The organism is Ensifer sesbaniae (assembly GCF_013283665.1).
Classification (GTDB): Bacteria; Pseudomonadota; Alphaproteobacteria; order Rhizobiales; family Rhizobiaceae; genus Ensifer; species Ensifer sesbaniae.
In genome coordinates this window covers 1271307-1291835 of record NZ_JABEKU010000001.1, presented here as the reverse complement: position 1 = coordinate 1291835, position 20529 = coordinate 1271307, and the positions used below count along the sequence as shown (strand labels likewise).

Annotated in this window: 24 protein-coding genes; 9 read left to right on the top strand and 15 right to left on the bottom strand. The window is 62.2% G+C overall.

All coding sequences use genetic code 11. The features are described from left to right. Positions 1-52: 52 nt before the first annotated feature. The 3 genes from BHMPCIPO_RS06265 to BHMPCIPO_RS06255 form a co-directional block, all read right to left on the bottom strand. Positions 53-1438, bottom strand: coding sequence for a sensor histidine kinase (locus tag BHMPCIPO_RS06265; protein WP_173515958.1), 1386 nt, complete (start codon positions 1436-1438; stop codon positions 53-55). Continuing rightward, positions 1428-2099: a two-component system response regulator FeuP gene (gene feuP, locus BHMPCIPO_RS06260; protein ID WP_034789361.1), complete on the bottom strand. Its 672-nt coding sequence runs from the start codon at positions 2097-2099 to the stop codon at positions 1428-1430. The genes BHMPCIPO_RS06265 and feuP overlap by 11 nt, the downstream gene beginning before the upstream one ends. 139 nt (positions 2100-2238) lie before the next feature. Then, positions 2239-2493: a hypothetical protein gene (locus BHMPCIPO_RS06255; protein WP_173518102.1), complete on the bottom strand. Its 255-nt coding sequence runs from the start codon at positions 2491-2493 to the stop codon at positions 2239-2241. A gap of 833 nt (positions 2494-3326) precedes the next feature. Between BHMPCIPO_RS06255 and BHMPCIPO_RS06250 the strand changes: the two genes are divergently transcribed. Together BHMPCIPO_RS06250 and BHMPCIPO_RS06245 are read left to right on the top strand one after the other, a co-directional pair. Beyond that, positions 3327-3467: a hypothetical protein gene (locus BHMPCIPO_RS06250; protein ID WP_173515957.1), complete on the top strand. Its 141-nt coding sequence runs from the start codon at positions 3327-3329 to the stop codon at positions 3465-3467. 219 nt (positions 3468-3686) lie between these two features. Continuing rightward, a complete protein-coding gene (locus BHMPCIPO_RS06245) occupies positions 3687-4025 on the top strand; it encodes an MmcQ/YjbR family DNA-binding protein (RefSeq protein ID WP_173518101.1) in 339 nt (112 codons plus the stop codon). A 181-nt stretch (positions 4026-4206) separates the two neighbouring features. Here the strand turns inward: BHMPCIPO_RS06245 and BHMPCIPO_RS06240 are convergent, their stop codons facing one another. After that, positions 4207-4674 (bottom strand): YcgN family cysteine cluster protein, encoded by a 468-nt coding sequence (locus BHMPCIPO_RS06240; protein ID WP_173518100.1) that lies wholly within the window; start codon positions 4672-4674, stop codon positions 4207-4209. 163 nt (positions 4675-4837) lie between these two features. Between BHMPCIPO_RS06240 and BHMPCIPO_RS06235 the strand changes: the two genes are divergently transcribed. The 3 genes from BHMPCIPO_RS06235 (at position 4838) to BHMPCIPO_RS06225 (ending at position 8309) form a co-directional block, all read left to right on the top strand. After that, positions 4838-7036, top strand: a complete 2199-nt coding sequence (locus BHMPCIPO_RS06235) for a transglycosylase domain-containing protein (protein WP_173515956.1) — start codon at positions 4838-4840, stop codon at positions 7034-7036. A gap of 147 nt (positions 7037-7183) precedes the next feature. Further along, entirely contained in the window at positions 7184-7771 is a 588-nt protein-coding gene (locus BHMPCIPO_RS06230) for a DUF1214 domain-containing protein (RefSeq protein WP_173515955.1), read from the top strand. Continuing rightward, positions 7764-8309, top strand: a complete 546-nt coding sequence (locus BHMPCIPO_RS06225) for a DUF1254 domain-containing protein (RefSeq protein ID WP_173515954.1) — start codon at positions 7764-7766, stop codon at positions 8307-8309. Before BHMPCIPO_RS06230 ends, BHMPCIPO_RS06225 begins: the two co-directional genes overlap by 8 nt. Positions 8310-8474: 165 nt before the next feature. On the opposite strand, the gene BHMPCIPO_RS06220 is transcribed toward BHMPCIPO_RS06225, so the two are convergent. The 3 genes from BHMPCIPO_RS06220 to BHMPCIPO_RS06210 all read right to left on the bottom strand — a co-directional run bounded on the left by BHMPCIPO_RS06220 (position 8475) and on the right by BHMPCIPO_RS06210 (position 10059). Next, entirely contained in the window at positions 8475-8645 is a 171-nt protein-coding gene (locus tag BHMPCIPO_RS06220) for a hypothetical protein (RefSeq protein WP_173515953.1), read from the bottom strand. A 315-nt stretch (positions 8646-8960) separates the two neighbouring features. After that, positions 8961-9242: a hypothetical protein gene (locus BHMPCIPO_RS06215; protein WP_173515952.1), complete on the bottom strand. Its 282-nt coding sequence runs from the start codon at positions 9240-9242 to the stop codon at positions 8961-8963. 151 nt (positions 9243-9393) lie between these two features. Further along, entirely contained in the window at positions 9394-10059 is a 666-nt protein-coding gene (locus tag BHMPCIPO_RS06210) for an SH3 domain-containing protein (RefSeq protein ID WP_173515951.1), read from the bottom strand. 297 nt (positions 10060-10356) lie between these two features. Here BHMPCIPO_RS06210 and BHMPCIPO_RS06205 point away from each other — a divergent pair, with 297 nt between their 5' ends. Next, positions 10357-11427, top strand: a complete 1071-nt coding sequence (locus BHMPCIPO_RS06205; protein WP_173515950.1) for a DUF2336 domain-containing protein — start codon at positions 10357-10359, stop codon at positions 11425-11427. 120 nt (positions 11428-11547) lie between these two features. On the opposite strand, the gene BHMPCIPO_RS06200 is transcribed toward BHMPCIPO_RS06205, so the two are convergent. The 3 genes from BHMPCIPO_RS06200 to BHMPCIPO_RS06190 all read right to left on the bottom strand — a co-directional run bounded on the left by BHMPCIPO_RS06200 (position 11548) and on the right by BHMPCIPO_RS06190 (position 14484). Beyond that, positions 11548-11907: a DUF1491 family protein gene (locus BHMPCIPO_RS06200; RefSeq protein ID WP_173515949.1), complete on the bottom strand. Its 360-nt coding sequence runs from the start codon at positions 11905-11907 to the stop codon at positions 11548-11550. Between the two features lie 65 nt (positions 11908-11972). Continuing rightward, the gene (locus BHMPCIPO_RS06195) at positions 11973-12944 is read right to left on the bottom strand and encodes a peptidoglycan-binding domain-containing protein (RefSeq protein ID WP_173515948.1); all 972 of its coding nucleotides are present in this window, start codon (positions 12942-12944) and stop codon (positions 11973-11975) included. Next, the gene (locus BHMPCIPO_RS06190) at positions 12916-14484 is read right to left on the bottom strand and encodes a sensor histidine kinase (protein WP_173518099.1); all 1569 of its coding nucleotides are present in this window, start codon (positions 14482-14484) and stop codon (positions 12916-12918) included. The genes BHMPCIPO_RS06195 and BHMPCIPO_RS06190 overlap by 29 nt, the downstream gene beginning before the upstream one ends. A gap of 641 nt (positions 14485-15125) precedes the next feature. Here BHMPCIPO_RS06190 and BHMPCIPO_RS06185 point away from each other — a divergent pair. From BHMPCIPO_RS06185 to BHMPCIPO_RS06175, 3 genes are all read left to right on the top strand, one after another. Continuing rightward, positions 15126-15593, top strand: a complete 468-nt coding sequence (locus BHMPCIPO_RS06185) for a DUF5330 domain-containing protein (RefSeq protein WP_173515947.1) — start codon at positions 15126-15128, stop codon at positions 15591-15593. A 122-nt stretch (positions 15594-15715) separates the two neighbouring features. Next, the gene (locus BHMPCIPO_RS06180) at positions 15716-16201 is read left to right on the top strand and encodes a hypothetical protein (RefSeq protein WP_173515946.1); all 486 of its coding nucleotides are present in this window, start codon (positions 15716-15718) and stop codon (positions 16199-16201) included. A 182-nt stretch (positions 16202-16383) separates the two neighbouring features. Next, positions 16384-16806 carry a SufE family protein gene (locus BHMPCIPO_RS06175; RefSeq protein ID WP_173515945.1) on the top strand — a complete coding sequence of 141 codons (423 nt, stop codon included), beginning with the start codon at positions 16384-16386 and terminating at the stop codon, positions 16804-16806. Positions 16807-16935: 129 nt separating this feature from the next. Here the strand turns inward: BHMPCIPO_RS06175 and mucR are convergent, their stop codons facing one another. From mucR to BHMPCIPO_RS06150, 5 genes are all read right to left on the bottom strand, one after another. After that, positions 16936-17367, bottom strand: a complete 432-nt coding sequence (gene mucR / locus BHMPCIPO_RS06170; RefSeq protein ID WP_043620098.1) for an exopolysaccharide biosynthesis transcriptional regulator MucR — start codon at positions 17365-17367, stop codon at positions 16936-16938. A gap of 403 nt (positions 17368-17770) precedes the next feature. Next, positions 17771-18130 carry a monovalent cation/H(+) antiporter subunit G gene (gene mnhG / locus BHMPCIPO_RS06165; protein WP_376741622.1) on the bottom strand — a complete coding sequence of 120 codons (360 nt, stop codon included), beginning with the start codon at positions 18128-18130 and terminating at the stop codon, positions 17771-17773. Beyond that, entirely contained in the window at positions 18127-18492 is a 366-nt protein-coding gene (locus BHMPCIPO_RS06160) for a cation:proton antiporter (protein ID WP_173515944.1), read from the bottom strand. The genes mnhG and BHMPCIPO_RS06160 overlap by 4 nt, the downstream gene beginning before the upstream one ends. After that, entirely contained in the window at positions 18489-18965 is a 477-nt protein-coding gene (locus BHMPCIPO_RS06155; RefSeq protein WP_173515943.1) for a Na+/H+ antiporter subunit E, read from the bottom strand. The genes BHMPCIPO_RS06160 and BHMPCIPO_RS06155 overlap by 4 nt, the downstream gene beginning before the upstream one ends. Then, positions 18962-20524: a Na+/H+ antiporter subunit D gene (locus BHMPCIPO_RS06150; protein ID WP_173515942.1), complete on the bottom strand. Its 1563-nt coding sequence runs from the start codon at positions 20522-20524 to the stop codon at positions 18962-18964. The genes BHMPCIPO_RS06155 and BHMPCIPO_RS06150 overlap by 4 nt, the downstream gene beginning before the upstream one ends. Between the last annotated feature and the right edge of the window lie 5 nt (positions 20525-20529).

Sequence of the window (20529 nt, the reverse complement as noted above, 5' to 3'; positions counted from 1 at the left end):
ACGGGTGTGACACCTTGATCACGAACGCCTGTGCACTCTTCGTCATCCCGCCCTACGCTGCGGCCGGCAACAGGAGCTGCGCGCGCAGTCCCCCTTCGTCCCGCCGCGACAGCGTAATGCTGCCCTGGTATTCCCGCACGATCTCGCTGACGATCGAGAGCCCAAGCCCGGTTCCAGGCTTGCTTTCGTCAAGCCGCTTGCCGCGCTTCATCGCCAGCGCGATCTGGTCGGGATTGAGCCCCGGACCATCGTCATCGATGTCGAGCACGATCCACTGTCTACCGGGCTCCTTCGCATGAAGCTCGCTCGGCGCCGGCCGCACGTTCAGCCACACTTCGCCACGGGCGTGGCGGGCAGCATTCTCAAGCAGGTTGCCGACGGTTTCCTCGACATCCTGCAATTCCATCGCGAGCACCAATGCCGGCGGATTGATCGACAGGTGAACCTGTTTTTCCGGGTTGAGCTTGCGCATCACCCGAACGAGACGTTCGAGCGCCGGCTGTGCCTCGGTCCTCGCCAGGACGGATTCCCGCTGCGCCGCGATCCGCGCGCGGCTGAGATAGGATTGAACCTGCGTCTGCATCGCATCCACTTGGTTCCGCACCAGTTCGCCATGCGGCGCATCGAGCACGCGGGCTTCGTTGAGCAGAACGGCGATCGGCGTCTTCAGTGAATGCGCAAGGTTGCCGACCTGCATACGGGCACGCTCGACGATACGGCGGTTGCTGTCGATAAGCGCGTTGACCTCGTTGGCCAGCGGCTGGATCTCGCGCGGGAAGGCCCCGTCAAGCCGCTCGCTCTCACCGGTGCGGATCTTCTCCAGCGAGCGACGAACCTGATCGAGCGGATGCAGGCCGAAGAGAATGGTGAGCGCGTTCACGCCGAGTCCGCCGAGACCGAAGATGGAGAGCGCGATGGTCAGATTGCGGGTGAAGCGATTGATGTCAGCCTCGAGCACGTCACGGTTGCCGGCAACGCGAAAGCGCGCGGTGTGGCCCTGGATGTCGAGCACGACCTCGGTCTCGGAGACCTCGACCTCGTTACCGAACGGATCCTTGGTGGTATAGAAGCGGACGTAGCCGGTGTCGAACGGAACCTCATCGACGCTGGCGATCGGCAGCTTGCCGTTGCCGAGAGACGTCGAGATCAGGGGTGGCGTGTCGAATTCGCCGATCGGATCGACGATCCAGTACCAGCCGGTCTGCGGCTGCGAAAAGCGGAGATCGCCGAGCTGCGGACTGCCTGAAAGCACCGTCTTCTCGTTGACGGAAATCGAGTTGACGACGTTGAAAAGCTGCGCCCGCAGCAGGTCCTTGAAGCCGCGTTCGGAACCCTGGCGATAGAGTTCGGAAATGACCACACCGATCACGACCAGGGCGACGACCGCCCAGACGGTGGAAACCGCCAGTACGCGTGCTGTGAGCGATCTAATTGCCATTGCCCGGCGCTTGCATTCGGTATCCGAGACCGCGCACCGTTTCGATCAGATCGTTGCCGATCTTCTTGCGCAGCCGGCCGATGAACACTTCGATCGTATTGGAATCGCGATCGAAGTCCTGATCGTACATATGTTCGACCAGTTCCGTGCGCGAAACGACCTGACCCATGTGGTGCATGAGATAGGAGAGCAGCCGGAACTCGTGCGACGTCAGCTTCAGTGCCACGCCATCCACGGTTGCCTTGGACCCCTTGGTATCGAGGCGCACCGGGCCGCAGACGATCTCCGAGCTTGCATGCCCGGCAGCACGGCGGATCAGGGCGCGGATGCGGGCAAGAACCTCTTCGACATGGAAGGGCTTCGCGACATAGTCGTCGGCGCCGGCATCGATGCCGGCGACCTTGTCGCTCCAGCGATCGCGCGCCGTCAAGATCAGGACCGGCATGGTCTTGCCGTCGCCGCGCCACTTCTCCAGTACCGTGATGCCATCCATCTCCGGCAGGCCGATATCGAGGATCACGGCATCGTAGGGCTCGGCATCGCCGAGATAGTGTCCCTCCTCGCCGTCATAGGCCTGGTCGACGACGTAGCCGGCCTCCTTCAGCACCTCGGCGAGTTGCCGGTTCAGGTTGGCGTCGTCCTCGACAATCAGAATGCGCATTCGTCTCTACTTCCTCTCGCGGCCATCCCGCTGCATGCTTCGGCTCAATCCTAGCCGATTTACGATAGAAACATGCAGGCTTTCAAAGCGCCACAGTGACCTTTGCACCTGGCAAGACGCATGGCGCCACAGGGATGGCTTACATCGGCACCTTGACGGTCACCTTTTTCGGTCGCCCGCCATTACCGGGAACGAGCACCGTGATCACACACTGGCCATCAGACGTCGGCTGCGCCGACAGCAATTCGCCGCCGGTGTCGGCGACCACCTGTGCAGCGGCCGCACTGCAATCGCCGGACACGCGGACGACGTTATCCGACGGCACGCTGATCGCAGGCAGGCTGAAGCCCGCGAGGCCTGCAGCAAGCGCGGCTATGATCACTGGTGAAGACATGAACGCACTTTCAACTTGGGAAGCATCATAGCAGAAGCAATAACCGAACGAGGCTGAATGGCAAATGAATGTCGGCCTTCCGACCCGCCGGGCGCCCATCGCGGAACCCGTCGACCTCACCGGAAATCCGACCCTAGATTGCAGCGATTCCGTTCCCGACGGAACCCGGTTGAAGGCCGCAATCGCCACTTCATGCGGCAGTTTCACCTCGAGCGGCGCCGTGAGGATATGGTCTCACGCTCTGCGGCATTGCTCGCGGCAGGCGGAAATCAGCCTTTTGTTAAGCATGTTCCGCTAGGGTTGAGAGGTCAGCAAGGCTCTCGCGTCGCGTCACCGAAGGTATCCGCCATATCCTGAACGCTGAGATATCGCATCCAGCAGGAAGCGATTCGCAATTCCTTTGAATCCCTTGGCGGCGATCGTTCAAAAGTTGAGTCACCATCCTGCAAGGTTGATTCAAGATGATCGCATTTCGATTCCGAAAGCCAGACTAAGCCACTGACACGCTTCGATTTCGTCGCCACGGTTTCCCCACCGAGGGCGCGAGCGTCCCTCGCGTTCGGCACATGCATCAGCCGCTGAACAGCGCCAAGATTGGCCTGCGCGGCAGAAAAGATGTCCGCGAAATTACTTCAAAAGAATGCCTAATTTTGACATATCGACACCGGCATGCATGCGCACCGACGGACGGCTGTGGATCAACCAAAAATTAATCGATTTAAATATTTTCTAATCGTTTAAATGATTTAAGCCACTGATTTACAAAGCCTTTACGATGTGAAATTGTCCGCCCCGTCAAACGTCATGAAACCGTCATAGGCCCGGAGGATCGGATGCAGACGCTCGCGAACAACCAGCCCGCATCTCAGCAGTCCAAAGTACCGCAATCGCTGCTCGACCGTTTCGAAAACGAATGGCGCGCCATGCGCGCTGCCGGCGAAAGCACCCCGAAGCCGATCCAACCGGCCGAGTAAAGCCGTCGGTGGCGAGCTGGTTCTCGCCACCACCATCCCGAGCTATGCAAGACGCAACACGAAGTTGAACCTTGAGTGCCAGGATGGGCCGCATCCTGCAACGCTTGTGTCGTGTCATTGCGCAAACGGATAGGGCTGTGGCAGAAGCTGCGGCCCTTGAATATTTGTGGCTATTTTCAGCCTTTTGGCCATTCGGAAAAACCATGTTACTCTTTCCGTATGCTGACCGAAGAGATTGAAAAACTCGCGCTAAGCTTGCCGGGAACGGAGGAGAACGCGCATTTCGGCACACGGGACTTCCGCGTGGGCAAGCGCATTTTCATGACCTTGCCGGAGGCCGGTCGTGCGGTCTTCAAACTCACGCCTGACCAACAACGCATGCTCCTGGAAATGGAGCCTGGGGTCTGCGCCGCCGTGCCCGGCGGCTGGGGCGATCGTGGCTGGACCTCATTCTACTTCGTCGAAGCGGACGAAGGCCTCGTCCGTCAGTCGATGGAAACCGCCTGGCGCAACGTCGCGCCGAAAAGCCTCGTCAAGAAGAACGGCGGCAGCCACTAAGGCACATCGCGATCTTCGAGATTCGCTCCTTGCGCTTTAAGCCTTTGATATTTCGCATATCGTTGTCGCAGTACGGCTGCGCACATTTGCGCGACATGCTTTGGGCTGCCTCAAGAGGAAGTGGATTTCCGGTTCGCGCGGTACCGACGCAAATCGATCCCGAACGCCGGCCAATCCCCTCTTATTCCACGCTTTCCTGCCCCACTTCCAACGGCCAGGTGACGATATAGTCTTCATAGTCTTCGATATCGACGTCGTCCTCGGCGACGGTGCGGCCGCGCACCGAAATGCCGGCAGCATGAACCGTTTCCGGATCGCCCGAAATCAGCGGGTGCCACCAATAGAGATCGCGCCCCTCGGCGACGAGCCGATAACCGCAGGTCGGCGGCAGCCAGGTGATCTCGCGCACGGCCTTGGGCGTCAGCTGGATGCAGTCGGGCACCGTCGCCTGCCGGTTTTCATAGTCCCTGCAGCGGCAGCTCTTGCCATCGAGAAGCGTGCAACGGATCGAGGTCCAGGCGATCTCGCCGGTATCCCAATCCTCCAGCTTGTTCAGACAACAGAGCCCGCAGCCGTCGCAGAGACTTTCCCACTCCGTATTGGTCATGTCCTCAAGGCTCTTCGCCTTCCAGAAAGGCATTTCGCCCATCGTCATCACACTTTCGTCAAATAGCCTGCGATACAGAAATTTCGCAGAAAATTGCCGGTTTTTTAAGGCCGCCGGCGCGATATGCAAGTAGATTGGAATTTGACGCCGTGCAAATATTACACGGCGCCGGCATGATGCCGCAGAGCCTTCAGGACGTCGAGACGTGCGGGAACCGAGGAAAGACGATAACCGGCCGAAAAAACGGCACATCTTTCTCAGGATCGACTCCTGGATCGATTCCACGGTCTGGAATGCCGGCTTCAAACTGGCGCAATGGTGGGAAGACACCACCATCTTCTTCCGCCGGTTTCGCGTCACGGGCTGGAAAAGGGTCGTGTTCGAGGTGCTCGGCGAAGGCATGACCTGGGGTACCGTCGGCTCGGTGCTGATGCTGGCCTTGGCGCTTCCGGCCTTCGAGGAGACCAAGGGCAACTGGCGCGCCCAGAGCGACTTCGCCGTTACCTTCCTCGATCGCTACGGCAATGAAATCGGCCACCGCGGCATCATTCACGAAGATTCCGTACCGATCGACGAGTTGCCTGACCATCTGATCAAGGCGGTGCTCGCGACCGAAGACCGCCGTTTCTTCGACCATTGGGGCATCGATTTCCTCGGCCTTGCCCGCGCGATGACCGAGAATGCCCGCGCCGGCGGCGTCGTCCAGGGCGGCTCGACGCTGACGCAGCAGCTTGCCAAGAATCTCTTTCTGTCGAACGAACGCACGATCGAGCGCAAGATCAAGGAAGCCTTCCTGGCGGTCTGGCTCGAATGCAACCTGTCGAAGAAGGAAATCCTCCGGCTCTATCTCGACCGCGCCTATATGGGCGGCGGTACCTTCGGGGCGGCTGCGGCCGCGCAGTTCTATTTCGGCAAGTCGATCACCGATGTGAACCTTGCGGAGTCGGCGATGCTCGCCGGGCTCTTCAAGGCGCCGGCCCGCTACGCGCCGCACGTCAACCTGCCGGCCGCGCGCGGACGCGCCAACGAGGTTCTGACCAACCTTGTCCAGGGCGGGCTGATGACCGAGGGCCAGGTGATCGCCGCACGCCTCAATCCAGCCAGCGTTATCGACCGCGCGCAGGTAAAAGCGCCCGACTTCTTCCTCGATTGGGCCTTTGACGAGGTCCAGCGTATCGCTCGCCCCTTTGCGCAGCATTCGTTGATCGTGCGCACCACGATCGACATGGGCCTGCAGAACGCCGCCGAGGACTCGGTGGAATCGAGCCTGCGCCAATATGGCGAGAGCTTCCATGTGAAGCAGGGCGCCATCGTCATGATCGAGAATGGCGGCGCGGTGCGCGCCATGGTCGGCGGCCGTGACTACGGCGAGAGCCAGTTCAACCGCGCGACCCGCGCCCTGCGGCAGCCGGGCTCCTCTTTCAAGGTCTACACCTACGCTGCGGCGATGGAGAAGGGCATGACGCCGGAAACGGTCGTCGTCGATGCGCCGATCACCTGGCGTGGCTGGTCGCCGCAGAATTACGGCCGGAGCTATGCCGGGCGCATCACGATCCTGACGGCGATCGCCAAGTCGATCAACACCATCCCCGTGCGCCTCGCCAAGGACAAGCTCGGCACCGATCTGATCGCCCAGACCGCCAAGGCGATGGGTATCGAGACCCCACTCCGTACCGACAAGACCATGCCGCTCGGAACATCGGAAGTCACCGTGCTCGATCAGGCGACGGCTTACGCGGTGTTCCCGGCGGGCGGTGTACAGTCGCGCCGTCATGGCATCAGCCAGATCCTCAACTATGACGGCGATATCCTCTACGACTTCAGTCGCGACGAACCGCCGGCGCGGCGCGTGCTTTCGGAAGCCGCGAATACGTCGATGAATTCGATGCTGACGCAGATCCCGATCATCGGTACCGCGCGCAAGGCCGCCCTCGACAACGGCATCGTCGTCGGCGGCAAGACCGGCACGACGCAGGCCTATCGCGACGCCTGGTTCGTCGGCTTCACCGGCGACTATACGACCGCCGTCTGGTTCGGTAACGACGACTACACCTCGACCAACAACATGACCGGCGGTTCGCTGCCGGCGATGACGTTCAAACGGCTGATGGACTATGCCGAGCAAGGCATCGAGCACCGCGCGATCCCCGGTGTAGTCGCGCCGACGGCGCCGGCGAAACAGCCGCAGGTCGCGACGGCGAAGCCGGATGAGAATGCCCTGCCGCCACTCGTCCGTCCACGCTCGTTGTCGGCCGAGGTTACCCGCCTGCTACGCACGATCGGCGAGACCTTTGAAAAGGCACCGGCCCTGAAAGCGCCGGAGAGCGGCGGCAAGCTCGCCGCCCTCGGTACTGCCGAAGAAAGACGCTCCGGACAGACGAACCCCAATGCCGCCAGCAACTAGATTCTCCCGCGCAGACCTGCGGCAACGATCTCGACAGGAAGCCGCACGCGCCGCGTCGGCGGCCGTTGCACCGGTCGCCGATTTCGGCGAGATATGGGGGCAAACTCATCTTGCCCCGCCGCAGAACGATTTCCGATAGAGCCGCCCTTGTTCCGAATCCCCTTCCTCGTCGCGCTCGCCCTTGCCATCGCCTTCGGCGGCGGCATTGCCTCGGCCGTATGGGCGCTGAAGGCGACCGTCGGCTTCGGTTCGATCGCGATCGGCCCGTGGGTCGCTTTCCCGGAGGCGCAGACGATCAACGCCGATCCCTATGCCAAGGCGCACCGGGCGCGCGCCGGAGAACTTCTTTACGGCGGCGCCGAAGGACTGATGTTCAGCGCGCAGACCGACGACAAGGGCCAGAAGCTCCAGGCTTCCTGCTCCTATGACGTCACGGGGCTGACGCCACAGGCTCGCTTCTGGACGCTCTATGCGGCGAATGCCGACGGCCTGCCGTTGCGTCCCGGCTCCGACCTGCCCTCGGCCGTCAATTCCTGGACAGTGCTGCGCAGCGAAAACAGCAATTTCACTATCCATGTGTCGCCGAACGCCCAGCCGGACAATTGGCTGGCCTTGCGTCATGCAGGCACCTTCCGACTGGTTCTGACGCTGCTCGACACGCCGACGGCAGGTTCGTCGGGGCTGCTCGACCTCGCCATGCCAATCATCACCAAGACCGGGTGCGGCGATGCGTAAGGTTCTCTTCGCCACGGTCCTCGGCCTCGTCGGCGCCGCCCTGCTGCACATCATCATCATCCTGGCGCTGCCGCAGTTTACCGGCCGCGACGCCTATACCCGCGTGCTGGGATTGTTGGAGATGGACAGCTTCTTCGCGCTGACGAGCACGCCGGGGCCGACCGGCCTTGCCAATGACGACCCCTATCTCAGGACGGCCGTTTGCAGCTTCTCGATCTCGGACGGACCGGCGCGCTTCCTCGCCAGCGGCAATGTGCCGTTCTGGTCGCTTGCGGTCTTCGACAGCAATTCGAATGAAGTCTTCAGCATGAACGACCACACGGCAGTCAACGGCAAGCTCGATCTTGTCGTCGCGACGCCGATTCAACTGGTGGAACTGCGCAAGTCGCCGCCGTCAGCGCTGGCGCAATCGATCATGGTGGAGATGAAGGAACAGGACGGCTATGCCGTTCTGAGGGCGATGGCGCCGGTCGACAGTTTCGAGGAGCAGGTCCGCAACTTCCTTGCGGAATCAAGCTGTGAGCCATTTCGGCGCTAAGTGCTTCGGACGCGAGACGGATTGCCGCGCAGTCGCTGCCGCGCTCGGCAGATAGCCAAGGCAAAGATTACGTTCAGTGCAAGAATTATGCTGAAGAGGCCCTGATGTTTCGGGCCAAGGACAGGCGCCCGGCCGTCGCCGGTCGTCGACGCGGGAATGCGAACGCTACTGCTTCTTGATCCGGCGTCCATCCGGGGCCGTCGGCTGCGGGTCACGGTCGAGGCGCTCGTAGCGGATGCCGGTGAACAGAAGCACTTTGGCTCCGCTCGATATGGCCGGTGGTCTACGCGGCGGTACGCGAACCTTTCGGTCCTGAATTCTGATCACGTCTGCCATGCTCGTCTCCACAAAGTCTTGAGACGGATGAACTACCGTACAGATTTCACCCTGCCCTCTCGGGCCAGCGCATTTTTCCAGGCTTGCCTGGACAGGCGCGCTTTTCTCGTTTGCTCCTTCTTCCGGTCGCCCGGATGTTGCTCTTCTGGTTCACACGACACAGCCCGATGATAACGGGTCCGCCCCGATTGAGCCATAGGCTGGTTAACAGAATGCTAATACACCACTACGGCACCAACCTTACACTCATTATCGCGCCAGACGATCCCTCGAGATGTATCCGCGGTAACAATCCGGAGCGGCATCAAACCGCAGTCAGCGTCGCGATATCAGACCAAGCAGGAACGACACACCGGCAACCGCCACCAGCGTCGACAAGGGCTCCTCGCGTACCCGCTCGCGGACGCGTTCCGCCATCAGTTCCGCCTCCCCCTGAACAACCGCCTTCGTACCGCTCCCGATTGCCGAGACAGCTTCGGTCAGTCGAGCGATTTCCGCCCGCAGTTCGGCGATCTGAACGTCAACCTCGGCACGCGCTTGCACCTGCGAAACGTTTTCACCGACTTTCTGCACGGCCTCCAGTTTCTTTTCCACCATTGCAACGCTCCCTTGTCTGCGCGGTCTCAACGCTCCGGATGGCGTTTGGTTCCGCCTGAGACCACAGAAACCGAGCCCACCAAAAGCAAACGGGCGGTCGCGCCGCCCATTTTCTGTTCACCGGAATAACGCCGAAGCACGGCGCTTCACGTCAATCGTCGCAGTCTGGATCGTCGAACTCGCACCGAACAAACGGCGCCGGGCGGGCGCCTTCGTAGATGCCGCCATCGTCCTGGCGAATACGGACGCTGCGACGTTCCCATTCTCGGCGATCTTCACGCACCGTCAGCTCGCGGTTCCATTCGCTCTCGCGGCTACGCCACTCCTCTTCACGCTGGCCGGTTTCCCTGTCGCGGCGGTCGCGCTCGCGCTGCCGTTCCCAGTAGCGACGATCCCGGCTGTCATCGACCCAATCCGGTCCCCGGCGCCACCGATCGCGCTCACGATAGAAATCGCGGCCACGGTAGTTGCGGTCCCAATAGCTGTCGAATTGGAAGACGACCGTCGGTATGCCGAGCGGGCGATAATAGCGAGGCTCGACATACACGCGATTGCGGCGATAGTCGGCCTGGACGTAACGCCCGGCAACCCAGCCGCGCCCGCCATAGAACGAGACGTCGCACCACGGCAGATCCGCCAGGCATCCGTGAATTTCGACGGATTCGCCGACCGGAATCAGCGATACCGCCGGATAACGGGTGCTCGGACCGGAGCGCATGTTGACATTGGCAGTGGCAAAGCCTTCCGCGGCTTCGGCGATCGCCGGGGCCGCAAGCAGCGCGCAGACCGCCGCTGCGCGCAGGATAAATTTCTTCACAGTTCCATATCTCCCATGGAGAGGCCCCTCTTCACTTGGCCTCCAGGCGTCGGCGGGCGTCCGGAGCCCTTGACCGTCGCCGCGATAACTCGTGACCGCATGTGGATTTTTTATGGCTGATGCCGCGAATGTCCCCGGGAAATGCCGGGGCCCATCGGCAATCTGTCGGCCTTGCCGGGCGCCACGCATGTGCCGCAAGCCTGAATAAAGCTCCAACATCCATAGTTAACAGTACGCTAACGCTTTTCTTCTAATTTTTGCGACGTGTGCCTTTCCGGATCACCGGAAACGGCGATCATGTTTTGCGTGCAGGGAATTATCGTGACGGATCGCTTTCGTGAGTTGGAAAGGCCACAGACCGGCCGCTTGAAGGACGTCGTCCTGATGGCGACGGTCACCGGTTTCGAAAGCCTGCGCATCCCCGGCAAGTCCGACATGAAGCAGTTTGCCGAACTGTTCGAGCCGCTTTTTCTCGGTTCCAGCAACGAAGCCCGCCGTCAGGCGGCGGCAGCGCTTTCCCAGTGTCCACAGATCCCGGAGCCGGTCGCCGCACTGATCGGCGGCATGCCGATTTCGATTGCCGCGATTTTTCTGACCCGCTCGAAGGCGATCACCGACCGCACCCTGATCGCGGTCATCCGCGACCGCGGGCCGGAACATGCCGCGGCGATCGCGCGCCGCCCGAACCTCTCTCCCCTTGTCGTCGATGCCCTGGTCGAGCATCACAATCCGCCCGGGCTCGCCGCACGCAACGCAGCAAGGCAGGTGGTGGCCGAGCGGGCGAACCCGGAGGCCGAGGCCGCTTCGGTGCGCGCGGCCCGCGAAGAGGCGCTGCGACACGAGATCAAGACGCTGGCACGAGCGGGGTCACGCAGCACCGCATCGACGACCTCAACCGACGCGATCGGCGACGTGCATGCGGCGCTGCTCGTGCGCTTTGCCCGCAGCGGCGAGATCATCCTGTTCTCACGTGTCCTCGGCCAGGCACTCGGCACCAATGACGCGCAAGTCGAACGCATCCTGCTCGACATCTCCGGACAGCGGCTCGCGACGAGCCTCATCGCGCTCGATGTCGAGACATCCGATGCCGGCTTCGTGCTCAAGGCGCTATATCCGCATCTTCGCGAGCCTTTCGGCGAGACGACCCATGCCGAAGCGTTGATCGGCGCCATGAACCGCGCCGCCTGCCGCGAACAGCTCGACGCCTGGATCGAGGCGGAGGCCGGGGAATCGACCCCGGCTGCAAGGCACGAAGCATACTTCGCTGAAAATCCCGCCAACGATGCGCGGCAGATCGGCCCTCGCAGGATCGCAGCGGCCGCCGGCAATGTGCTGCCACTGCGACTTTTCGGCCGGCGACGCGGCTAGACGCAGAAATCTCTCATCTTGCGCCGCCTTGATGCAAGTCGATTTGATCGTCCGTGAGCGCGTCCTGCGGCCTCCGCCAAGTGGAGAGGCAAGCAGGTTCGCACGTTCGGCAAATCGGTGTCAGGACCGGCTTGCGCCATCCTGCGGAACGACCTCAAACAGTTCGCCATGGTCGTCCAGTTCGATTTCCACGATCCAGCAATCCGGATCGAACCGGATTTCGCTCGCAAGGGCTGCATCGACCCCTTCGGCGTCGCTGTCACGCAACCTCACTTCAAACTTGCGGCCGATATCGACTTCGTCGGCGAAGAAATTCTGCGGTGCCGGGGCAAACAGCGTCTCGGTGCCGAGCCGCGTGCGCTGGCGGATGAAGATCGCGCCGGCCTCCTCCGCTCCCTTGCGCAGCACGGCCGCATAGCCGCCGAGCGAAAACGCGCGGCGCAACAGGGACGAGACGAAGATGTGAGACTTCAAGCGCATGGAAGGCTGATACACGTGCCGGCTGGCGCAGGCAAATCGGCGATGCGGTCAAACCCGACCATCGGTCAGAGTGCGCCGATTTCCTTGAGCTTTTTCAAGACCTGCGTATTCGGCTCGCCGGTCTGCGGCAGGCGGTAGTGTTTTTCAAAGTGGCGGATCGCTGCCCGCGTCTGCTCTCCAGCGACGCCATCGACCGCAACATCCGCATAGGCGAGATTGCTCAGCCCCTTCTGGATGTTCAGCACCAGGTCGCTCGAAGCCGGGATTTCGGCACGCGGAATGAAATTACCTTCCTTCTCGGAGGAACGAATGGCGGCAGCGACCGGATCGATCTCCACGCCGTTGCCCTTTGTCTCGGCGAGAGGCCTTCCCGCCGGCGTGACCTGAGCAGCCTTGTCGCTCGGTACGGCTCGCAGCGCCTGCAGCAACTCGGTGCTTGCCAAGCCCGTCTCGGCGCGGCCCGCCTGCGCTTCGAAGCGCAGGATCGCTGCCGCCGTCCGCGGGCCGCTGCGGCCGTCCGGTGCGCCGTCGTAAAGTCCGATCCGGTTCAATTCCTTCTGGATGTCGGCGACGAGCTTCGAGGTCGCGCCGCCGGGCACGCTTGCCACGCGCTCGGGCGACGGCTTGTCCGCCGGCAGGTCCGCGGAAGCAGCGGCGATCACGTCCTCGACATTGTCCGCCTTGGCCTTGGCCTCGCCCTCGCGTTCGATGACGAAGGTGGTCACGTTGCGCTGCTCGACCTCCTCACCCTTGGCGATGGCGATCCGCTGCGCGGTTTCGGCACTGACGAGCGGCACGCGGGTGCGCAGGAGCGGCGACGGGTGCACGCCGTGCTGATACCACATGGCATTGGCGGCCACGAAGGAGAACACGACCAGGAAGGCGGCCGAGCCGCCCGAGACCAGCGGATGACGCGCCATCAGGCGGCCGGCAAGTCGAACACCCTGTCCGGCAAGAGCCAGCCCGCGCACGGCCAGGCCGGGCGCACGCCGCGCGACCTTCTTCCGTTCAGGCTGTTTTCGCTTGCGCGGCGCCATATCCCCGTTCCTCGTTCAAACCGACGTCTTCGGGCCGCCCCCCTTCGGCAACCGGTTTCGTTTCTCCATCGCGCAGGCGTGGCGGAAACTCCACCGTTACCGACGAACGCTGTTCCTGGCGCTCGGCAACGGCGATGCCGGAGCCGTCGCGCGGTATCGTCACGACGATGATGGTTCCCTCGCCCTCGCGGCTGCGAATCGTCAGGTCGCCACCATGAAGCGCAACGAGGCCCTTGACCAGCGAAAGGCCGAGGCCGGTGCCCTCGTAGCGGCGCGTATAGTCGTTCTGGATCTGGACAAAAGGTTGACCGAGCAGTTCCAGCTTGTCGGCGGCGATACCGATGCCGGTATCGCTGACAGAGAGCTTCAGCATCGCACCATCCACCTCGGCGTCGATCGTCACGACACCGCCATGGTCCGTGAACTTCACGGCGTTGCCGATCAGGTTGATGAGAACCTGTTGGAAGGCGCGCTGATCGGCATTGATTTCGCCGATGCCGCGGGTGACGCGGCTGACCAGCTTGACGCCCTTTTCCGCGGCCTGGTGCGACAGCATCGCCTCGCAGGCGGCAACCGCCTCGGCGACGCGGAAAGGCTCGGGCAGGAGTTCGTAGCGCCCCGCCTCGATCTTGCTCATGTCGAGCATGGTGTTGACGACGGAGAGCAGATGTTCGCCCGACTTGTGGATGAGGCCTACATATTCGCGCTGGCGATCGTTCTCGAGCTTGCCGAAATATTCGCCGGCCAACACGTCGGAGAAACCGAGGATGGCGTTGAGCGGCGTGCGCAGTTCGTGGCTGACGGCAGCGAGGAAACGGGTCTTGGCGTCGTTCGCAGACTCAGCCTCGGCCGTCCGGGCAGCGGCCTCGGCGCGCAGACCGGCCTCCTGGGAGACATCGCGCGACTGGGCAAGGATCCCCGTCAGGTTGCCATCGCGATCGCGTAGCGGCGCCAGTTCGCAGGACATGTAGACGAACTGTTCGCCTTCAATCGGCAATGTCCGCCGTTCGATGCGGATATCGACCGTCGCCCGGTCGCCGCCCTGGCGGAGGATGTCGATCGCGCTCAGGAAGGTGATGCGGTCGGAGACGTGAATCTGCTCGATGAATCCGCGGCCTGCGGGGTCGCGCATCAACGTCAGGTGCTCGGCTGCATCGCGCCCATGCACGGAGAGAACGTTGCCGCGCAGGTCGTGCACGGTGACGATACCCGCAAAAAGATCATAGGCGGCCGAGAGGTCCGGGAGGGCGGGATCGGACGGAGCCGGCGCACCAGCGTCCGGCGCCCGACCGCGAGCGATCGCAACGGCCGCCGCCAGCAGCGAAGCGGAAGCCCAAAGGGCGGTGCCGAGCGGCAGGGCCGAGGACACGGGCATGGCGAGCGACAGGGCGAGCGGCACCACCGGCAGCGTCGTCAGCGAGACGGCCGCGACGGCACGCAGGCGTTTCGTATCGCGGCGTCCGGCGAGCGAGGAAGCTTCACGACGGGGCAGCCACAGGGCCGCGACCTCGTCCACGCGGGACGCCCATCTGCCAGCCATGTTACGCAATACGCTCACGCTTTACCCTGCTACATTTGTTGTTCTTGCGAGGCTGGCGCGACCGAATTCCCCTACCTGGGAATCGCGATTCAGACTGCCTCGTGACATGTCGGAATCTCGCACCCCCGGCTTAATGAAAGAATAAACGCGCCCGTGTCGGAACGGTGCGAAACGGCTGAAAAATCCCGTTTTGAAGCAAATCGAGCGACCTTCATTTCTTGTGGTTAACGGGGCGTAAGCAACGGATTTCTGTGCATTTTCTGGACACTGTTAATGATTGTGGCGCCCCCACCGGCACGCCATTGCCGACGCTTCCGGGCTTCGCGCCAAGAGGTTCGCCACGAACCTTAACGGTGAAAGCTAAAATGCGACACAAATGCGCGGCAAAGCAGCCGACGGCGGCATTTCATTAAAAATTGAAGCAAATGCCGCTCGATTTTGAAAAGCCGTCTTGTGATTCCCGTCCTAGTGTCGGTGTCAACAAAGGGTCGACGCTGCATCGAAGGCAGCGGGTTCCCCGAGGAAACGACGGCAGCGTGAGCGGGTATCAGGGGATACGGCGGCGCTGCGGGATGCCGAAGGCGCACAAGCCGGCTAGAAGACCGGTGAGCTCAGGCAACTGAACGAAGGATGGGCAGAACATGTGGTTTCTCATCAAGGCGACATTCTGGTTCTCGCTGGTGCTGGTGCTGCTGCCGTTCCTCGATCCGTCGAGTTCGCAGAAGCTGGAGCACGCCCCCAAGGTCGAGCTTGGCGACACCTTCGCCGCCGCCAATGAGGCTTTCCAATACATCAGCGCCATCTGCATCCAGAAGCCTGAGATCTGCGAGAAGGGTGCCGAGACCTTCGTCGCCCTCGGTCATCGGGCTCGCGAAGGCGCTCGTATCGCCTATGAATTCCTGGATACCCAGTTTGCCGAAACCGATGCCCAGCCCGATGCCAAGGTGACGACCGGAACGGTCGCACCGGCGATGACCGGCACGGTAAAGCCGCAGGCCGATGTGGCCGCTCCGACCACCGAGGTCAGCACCATCGACGCAGAGCCCGTCTTCAAGCGCACGCCGGTTCCGGAAAAGCGCCTCGATCCCAAGGCCGCGATCATCCAGTAATCACGCCAGGCCCTCGGTCGGGGCCGGCGGGCCGCCATTCACCCATCCGCAACTTAACTGCCTGACTTGCCGCCCTGTCGTGGCCGCCGCGAGGATCCCATCCCCTCGCGGCGTTTTCTTTTTTGCTGGCACAACCCTGGATCGCGCCCGAGCCAGCCACGCACAAGGCGTCGCTGCTTAGGTCCGCCGCCCAGCAATTGGCCGGCGCAGGCGGTATCGAAGCGGCAGATGGTGTTGCATCTGCCGCAGCCGCGGCTGCCCTGCCAGAGGCCGGCAATGCGCAGACGGAAGGTGCTGCGACAGGCGACGATGCAGTCGCGCCCTCCGAGCCGGCAAACTTCGCCGAGCGCGCCTATCGCGAATTCAGCGACGGAGATCGCGAGTCCGGTTCCACCGTGAAAGTGGTCGCCGAACTCAAATCGGTTGCCGAACAGGTAAAGCAACTGTTGCGAAGGGCCGAGCAGGAATTGCGCAACGATGGATCTGCCCGCGGCGCTGACGATGCGCGCGCGGCCGGCCATGTCTTGTCGGCCACCATCGGCAAACTCGGCGGGATCGACGCAAGCGCCGGAAATGCCTTCACCTTTCCGTCAAGCGTTTCGATCTAACCTGCCTGCGAAATGCCGCCGATGCCCAAGACAACCGTTATTGACGGTTCTCAATGGCCTTTCGATCCCCTATATGAGGGCTGAAAGCCTGCGTGCCCGACAGCAAAGGGCATGGCAGGGACGAACCTCGTTCGCGGCAAGGGCCGGCGGGGGTATAATATTCTGACAACTGGACCCGGATCATGACGACGCTTGAGCAGATCATCGACGATTTCGCCTTCCTCGACGAGTGGGAGGATCGCTATCGCTATGTGATCGAACTCGGCAAGGCGCTGCCGGAGATGCCTGAGGCCAAGCGGACCCAGGAAAACAAGGTTCAGGGCTGCGCCAGCCAGGTCTGGCTCGTCACCCAGACGACGGGTGATCCGGAGGACCCTGTCCTGACTTTCGAAGGTGAATCGGATGCGCATATCGTGCGCGGCCTAGTCGCGATCGCGCTTGCCATCTTTTCCGGCAAGCATGCCTCGGAGATCGCCGAGATCGACGCCATCGATACCTTCGGCAAGATCGGCCTGATCGAGCATCTCTCGACGCAGCGCGCCAACGGCCTGCGCTCGATGATCCGCCGCATCAAGAACGAAGCGGAGCTTCGGCTGGCCGCCTGACGGACCGTCAGGACCCGACAGCACAAAGTACAAGAGCCGGACGCTCAGGCCCGGCCCTTTGTAATCAAATAAAATAACGTCAGGTACTCGCAGCAAACAGCCGCAAGGCTTCACCAGACGGTTGAAGCCTTACTTGCCGCGGCGCTTGCGGCGCTGGCCGAGGCCCATTTCCTTGGCGAGGCGCGAGCGTGCTTCCGCATAGGCGGGTGCGACCATCGGGTAGTCGGTCGGCAGGTCCCACTTCTCGCGGTATTCTTCCGGCGACAAATTGTGGTGGGTCATCAGGTGACGCTTCAGCGACTTGAAGGTGCCGCCGCATTCGAGGCAGGTGATCTGGTCGTCCTGGACGGACTTGCGAACCGACACGGCCGGCTTCGGCTTTTCAACCGGGATGACAACCGGTGCCGGCGCCGCGGTGTTGTTGAGGGCCGAGTGCACGTCTGCGATCAGCGTGGGAAGCTCGGCGACGGGAACCACATGATTGCTGACGTAGGCGGCAACGATTTCCGCCGTCAGTTCAACCAGAAGTTCATGGCTCGCGCCAAGCGCTGTTTCAGTCATTTCTTTCTCCTATCGGACTTCAGCACAACCCGAAACGACGTCTCGGGGGAGGAACGCTTGCAAGAGCCGTCAGGAAGCCTTCGCTGCCTTGGGATGGACCATCAAACGCGGCGAAGACAAACGCCGGCCACGATATCAAGAGTTGGAATTTTGATTACGAAACCTGCTGCCGAGTCACCGGGACGACCGAACTCTCAAAGCAACAACCAAACATTCACAACTCAAGCTGGAATTTCAGATCAAAGTATTTTCCGCGACGACACTTTACATTTACCCGATTAACATCGAAGCGTGAAATGTCCAAACATAAATTTGCCGACACTTAGCAACTTTATCTCCAAATTGCTAAAATAGCCACACTGCATCGCAAAGTTCTGAAATACAGATACAGAAATGTCATCGATCAGCGACGACGTGGCTCTTCCTTTTGCGGAAGCTGATCTACGACTGACAGTTTCGTAAGTTTGTAACCGGCCTGATGTGCGGCTTTTGCCAAGAGATGAGCCGAAATTGGTGCAGTCAGCACGAAGAAGAAGAAGCCTGCAAGCGCCCGAATCAGTATTGCCGCATCCAGAGAATGGACGCCTGCAGCCAGCAGCAACAGGCCGGAACCTATGGTGCCGGCCTTCGACGCCGCGTGCATCCGCGTGTAAAGATCAGGAAACCGCAAGATGCCAATTGCCGCAAGCAGCGAAAAGACCGCGCCGACGATCAACAGAGCGGCAACCAATACGGCGATGGCCATGTTCAGGACAGGGTTCATAGGCGGCCTCCCTTGTGCTTGCGCCGGACCGCGTTGGATCGCGGTGTGGAGACGCGCGTTGCTTCCGGCGCGCTTTCCGGCGAAAGCCCGCGGGCCAGCACGAAACGAGCAAAGGCGACCGTCGCCAGGAAGCCGACTAGGCCCAGGGCGATGGCAATGTCGATGTAAAGGTTAAAACCGGTGCGGATCGCAACGACGGCAATCAGGCCGATGGCGATCGCCACCAGCATGTCGAGGCCGAGCACGCGGTCCGGCAAGGTCGGACCGCGGATGATGCGCCAGACGGTAATCAGAAGGGCGATAGACAGCGCGATAAGTGCGAAGCCCGTGGCAAAGGCTTCGATCTGGTCTGGCAGGCTCATTCGAAAGCCTCCTTTATCCGCCGTTCGAAGCCGTTGGCGATGTCGCGCCGCAAGCCGCCGGGATCGGCGCAATCGAGCGCATGGACGTAGAGCGTCCGGCGGTCGTCGGAGACGTCGACCGAAAGAGTTCCCGGCGTCAGCGTGATGAGATTGGCAAGCAGCGCGATCTCGAAATCGCTCTTGACCGTCAGCGGAAAGGCAAAGATTCCGGGCTTCAACACCATTTTCGGCTGGATCACCATGAGGGCGACCTTGGTTGCCGAGATTGCCAGCTCCTTGAAGAACAGAGCCGTCAGCAGAAACAGTTTGAGCGGCCGCACTGGATAGGTGACGGGCTGGAGCTCGCGCCGGATCAGCCACAGGGACAGGGCTCCGACGGCGAAGCCGAGGATCAGATTGGCCAGCGAGAAGCTGGCGCTGATCGCACCCCAGATCGCCGTGAACACCAGGTTGATGGTGAGGAACTTGGTCACGGGGCACCTCCCGGGAAAACCGAGTTCAGGTAGGCCGAGGGCTCGGCGAGCCCGGTCGCCGCAGTTTGAATGGTCGCAAGCAGCGGCTCCGGATAGAGGCCGATCGCCAGGGCGAGGACGGTCAATGCGGTGAGCGGCAGGAGTGCCGCGGGCGAGATCGTCGCGGACGCCGTCGCTCCCTCGCCGGCGCCAGCATCGCGCCAATAGGCCAACAGGAAGAACCTCCCGGTGACAACAGTCGTCAGGAAACCGGTGAGAAGCAGGGCCCCTGCCAACCACCAGGCGCCGATATCGAGCGCCGCCTTGACCAGCATCACCTTCGGCCAGAAGCCGGAGAAAGGCGGCAGACCGGAAACGGCGAAGGCGAGCATCAGCGTAAGCGCCGCGAAACCGGCATGGCGACGATAAAGGCCTGCAAGCGACGAAAGCGAGAAGCTGCCGCCGAGCCTGGCCGCAATGCCGGATGCGAAATAAAGCGCGGTCATCACCAACATCGAGTGCAGCGCATAGAAGATCGCGCCGCCGATACCGCCCGGCCCGCCGACGGCAATACCGGCGAGGATCGAGCCGATGCCGGCGACCACGAGATAGCCGAGCATGCGGCGGAAATCCGATTGCGCCAGCGCCCCGAACGCGCCGACGAGCATGGTCAGCGCGGCGACCAGGGCAATGACGAAACTCAGTTCCTCGCGCTGGAGCGGCAGCAGCATCACGGTGACGCGGATCAGGGCGTAGATGCCGACCTTGGTCAGCAGGCCGGCGAAGAGCGCCGACACCACGACGCGCGGCGTGTGATAGGACGCCGGCAGCCAGAAATTGACCGGAAAGGCCGCCGCCTTCATGCCGAAGGCGAGCACGAAGAGCGCCGTCAGCGTCATCAGCGGCGCAGTACCGGCAAGGCCTTCCGCCTTGCGGGCGATATCGGCCATGTTGAGCGTGCCGAAGCTCGCATAGAGATAGCCTGTGGTGATCAGGAACAGCGTGGTCGCGATCAGGTTGAGGAAGCCGTACTTCACTGCGCCGTCGATCTGCTCCCGCTCGGAGCCGAGTACGATCAGGCCGAAGGAGGAAATCAGCAGCACCTCGAACCAGACGTAGAGGTTGAAGATGTCGCCGGTCAGGAAGGCGCCGGAGACCCCCGCCATCAGGAGCATCAGGAACGGATAGAAGCCGTAGCGCCGGCCGCTGTCATTGATATCGGCCAGCGAATAGATCCCGCCGGCAAGCGCCACCACCGAGGCGGCCAGCGCAAAGAGCGCGCCGCTGAGATCGACGGTGAAGGCGATGCCGAAGGGCGGCAGCCAGCGCCCCATGACCATCGTCAACGGACCGCTTGCGAGTACATGCCGGAGCAGGAAAACGTCGATGAGAACGAGGCCGGCAAGACCAAGGACCGCAATGTAAGGGTGCCAGTCGATCTTTCGGCGCAGCATCACCAGCAGTGCGCCGATCGCCAGGCACCAGGCGACAGGCAGGATCACCAGCCATTCGGCAGAGGCGACCGGATCGAGAACGAGCGCGGCGGAGAGATCTGCGGGGGGAGAAGTCGAAGCGGCCATGGGTC

Excerpts from the sequence above, each read along its gene's own strand:
- BHMPCIPO_RS06190 (WP_173518099.1), bottom strand. The coding sequence starts at position 14,484 with ATGGCTGGCAGATGGGCGTCCCGCGTGGACGAGGTCGCGGCCCTGTGG.
- BHMPCIPO_RS06185 (WP_173515947.1), top strand. The coding sequence starts at position 15,126 with ATGTGGTTTCTCATCAAGGCGACATTCTGGTTCTCGCTGGTGCTGGTG.
- BHMPCIPO_RS06225 (WP_173515954.1), top strand. The coding sequence starts at position 7,764 with ATGCGTAAGGTTCTCTTCGCCACGGTCCTCGGCCTCGTCGGCGCCGCC.
- BHMPCIPO_RS06195 (WP_173515948.1), bottom strand. The coding sequence starts at position 12,944 with ATGGCGCCGCGCAAGCGAAAACAGCCTGAACGGAAGAAGGTCGCGCGG.
- feuP (WP_034789361.1), bottom strand. The coding sequence starts at position 2,099 with ATGCGCATTCTGATTGTCGAGGACGACGCCAACCTGAACCGGCAACTC.
- mnhG (WP_376741622.1), bottom strand. The coding sequence starts at position 18,130 with ATGAACCCTGTCCTGAACATGGCCATCGCCGTATTGGTTGCCGCTCTG.
- BHMPCIPO_RS06245 (WP_173518101.1), top strand. The coding sequence starts at position 3,687 with ATGCTGACCGAAGAGATTGAAAAACTCGCGCTAAGCTTGCCGGGAACG.
- BHMPCIPO_RS06255 (WP_173518102.1), bottom strand. The coding sequence starts at position 2,493 with ATGTCTTCACCAGTGATCATAGCCGCGCTTGCTGCAGGCCTCGCGGGC.
- mucR (WP_043620098.1), bottom strand. The coding sequence starts at position 17,367 with ATGACTGAAACAGCGCTTGGCGCGAGCCATGAACTTCTGGTTGAACTG.
- BHMPCIPO_RS06220 (WP_173515953.1), bottom strand. The coding sequence starts at position 8,645 with ATGGCAGACGTGATCAGAATTCAGGACCGAAAGGTTCGCGTACCGCCG.
- BHMPCIPO_RS06265 (WP_173515958.1), bottom strand. The coding sequence starts at position 1,438 with ATGGCAATTAGATCGCTCACAGCACGCGTACTGGCGGTTTCCACCGTC.
- BHMPCIPO_RS06150 (WP_173515942.1), bottom strand. The coding sequence starts at position 20,524 with ATGGCCGCTTCGACTTCTCCCCCCGCAGATCTCTCCGCCGCGCTCGTT.
- BHMPCIPO_RS06175 (WP_173515945.1), top strand. The coding sequence starts at position 16,384 with ATGACGACGCTTGAGCAGATCATCGACGATTTCGCCTTCCTCGACGAG.
- BHMPCIPO_RS06200 (WP_173515949.1), bottom strand. The coding sequence starts at position 11,907 with ATGCGCTTGAAGTCTCACATCTTCGTCTCGTCCCTGTTGCGCCGCGCG.
- BHMPCIPO_RS06160 (WP_173515944.1), bottom strand. The coding sequence starts at position 18,492 with ATGAGCCTGCCAGACCAGATCGAAGCCTTTGCCACGGGCTTCGCACTT.
- BHMPCIPO_RS06240 (WP_173518100.1), bottom strand. The coding sequence starts at position 4,674 with ATGGGCGAAATGCCTTTCTGGAAGGCGAAGAGCCTTGAGGACATGACC.
- BHMPCIPO_RS06215 (WP_173515952.1), bottom strand. The coding sequence starts at position 9,242 with ATGGTGGAAAAGAAACTGGAGGCCGTGCAGAAAGTCGGTGAAAACGTT.
- BHMPCIPO_RS06205 (WP_173515950.1), top strand. The coding sequence starts at position 10,357 with ATGTTTTGCGTGCAGGGAATTATCGTGACGGATCGCTTTCGTGAGTTG.
- BHMPCIPO_RS06250 (WP_173515957.1), top strand. The coding sequence starts at position 3,327 with ATGCAGACGCTCGCGAACAACCAGCCCGCATCTCAGCAGTCCAAAGTA.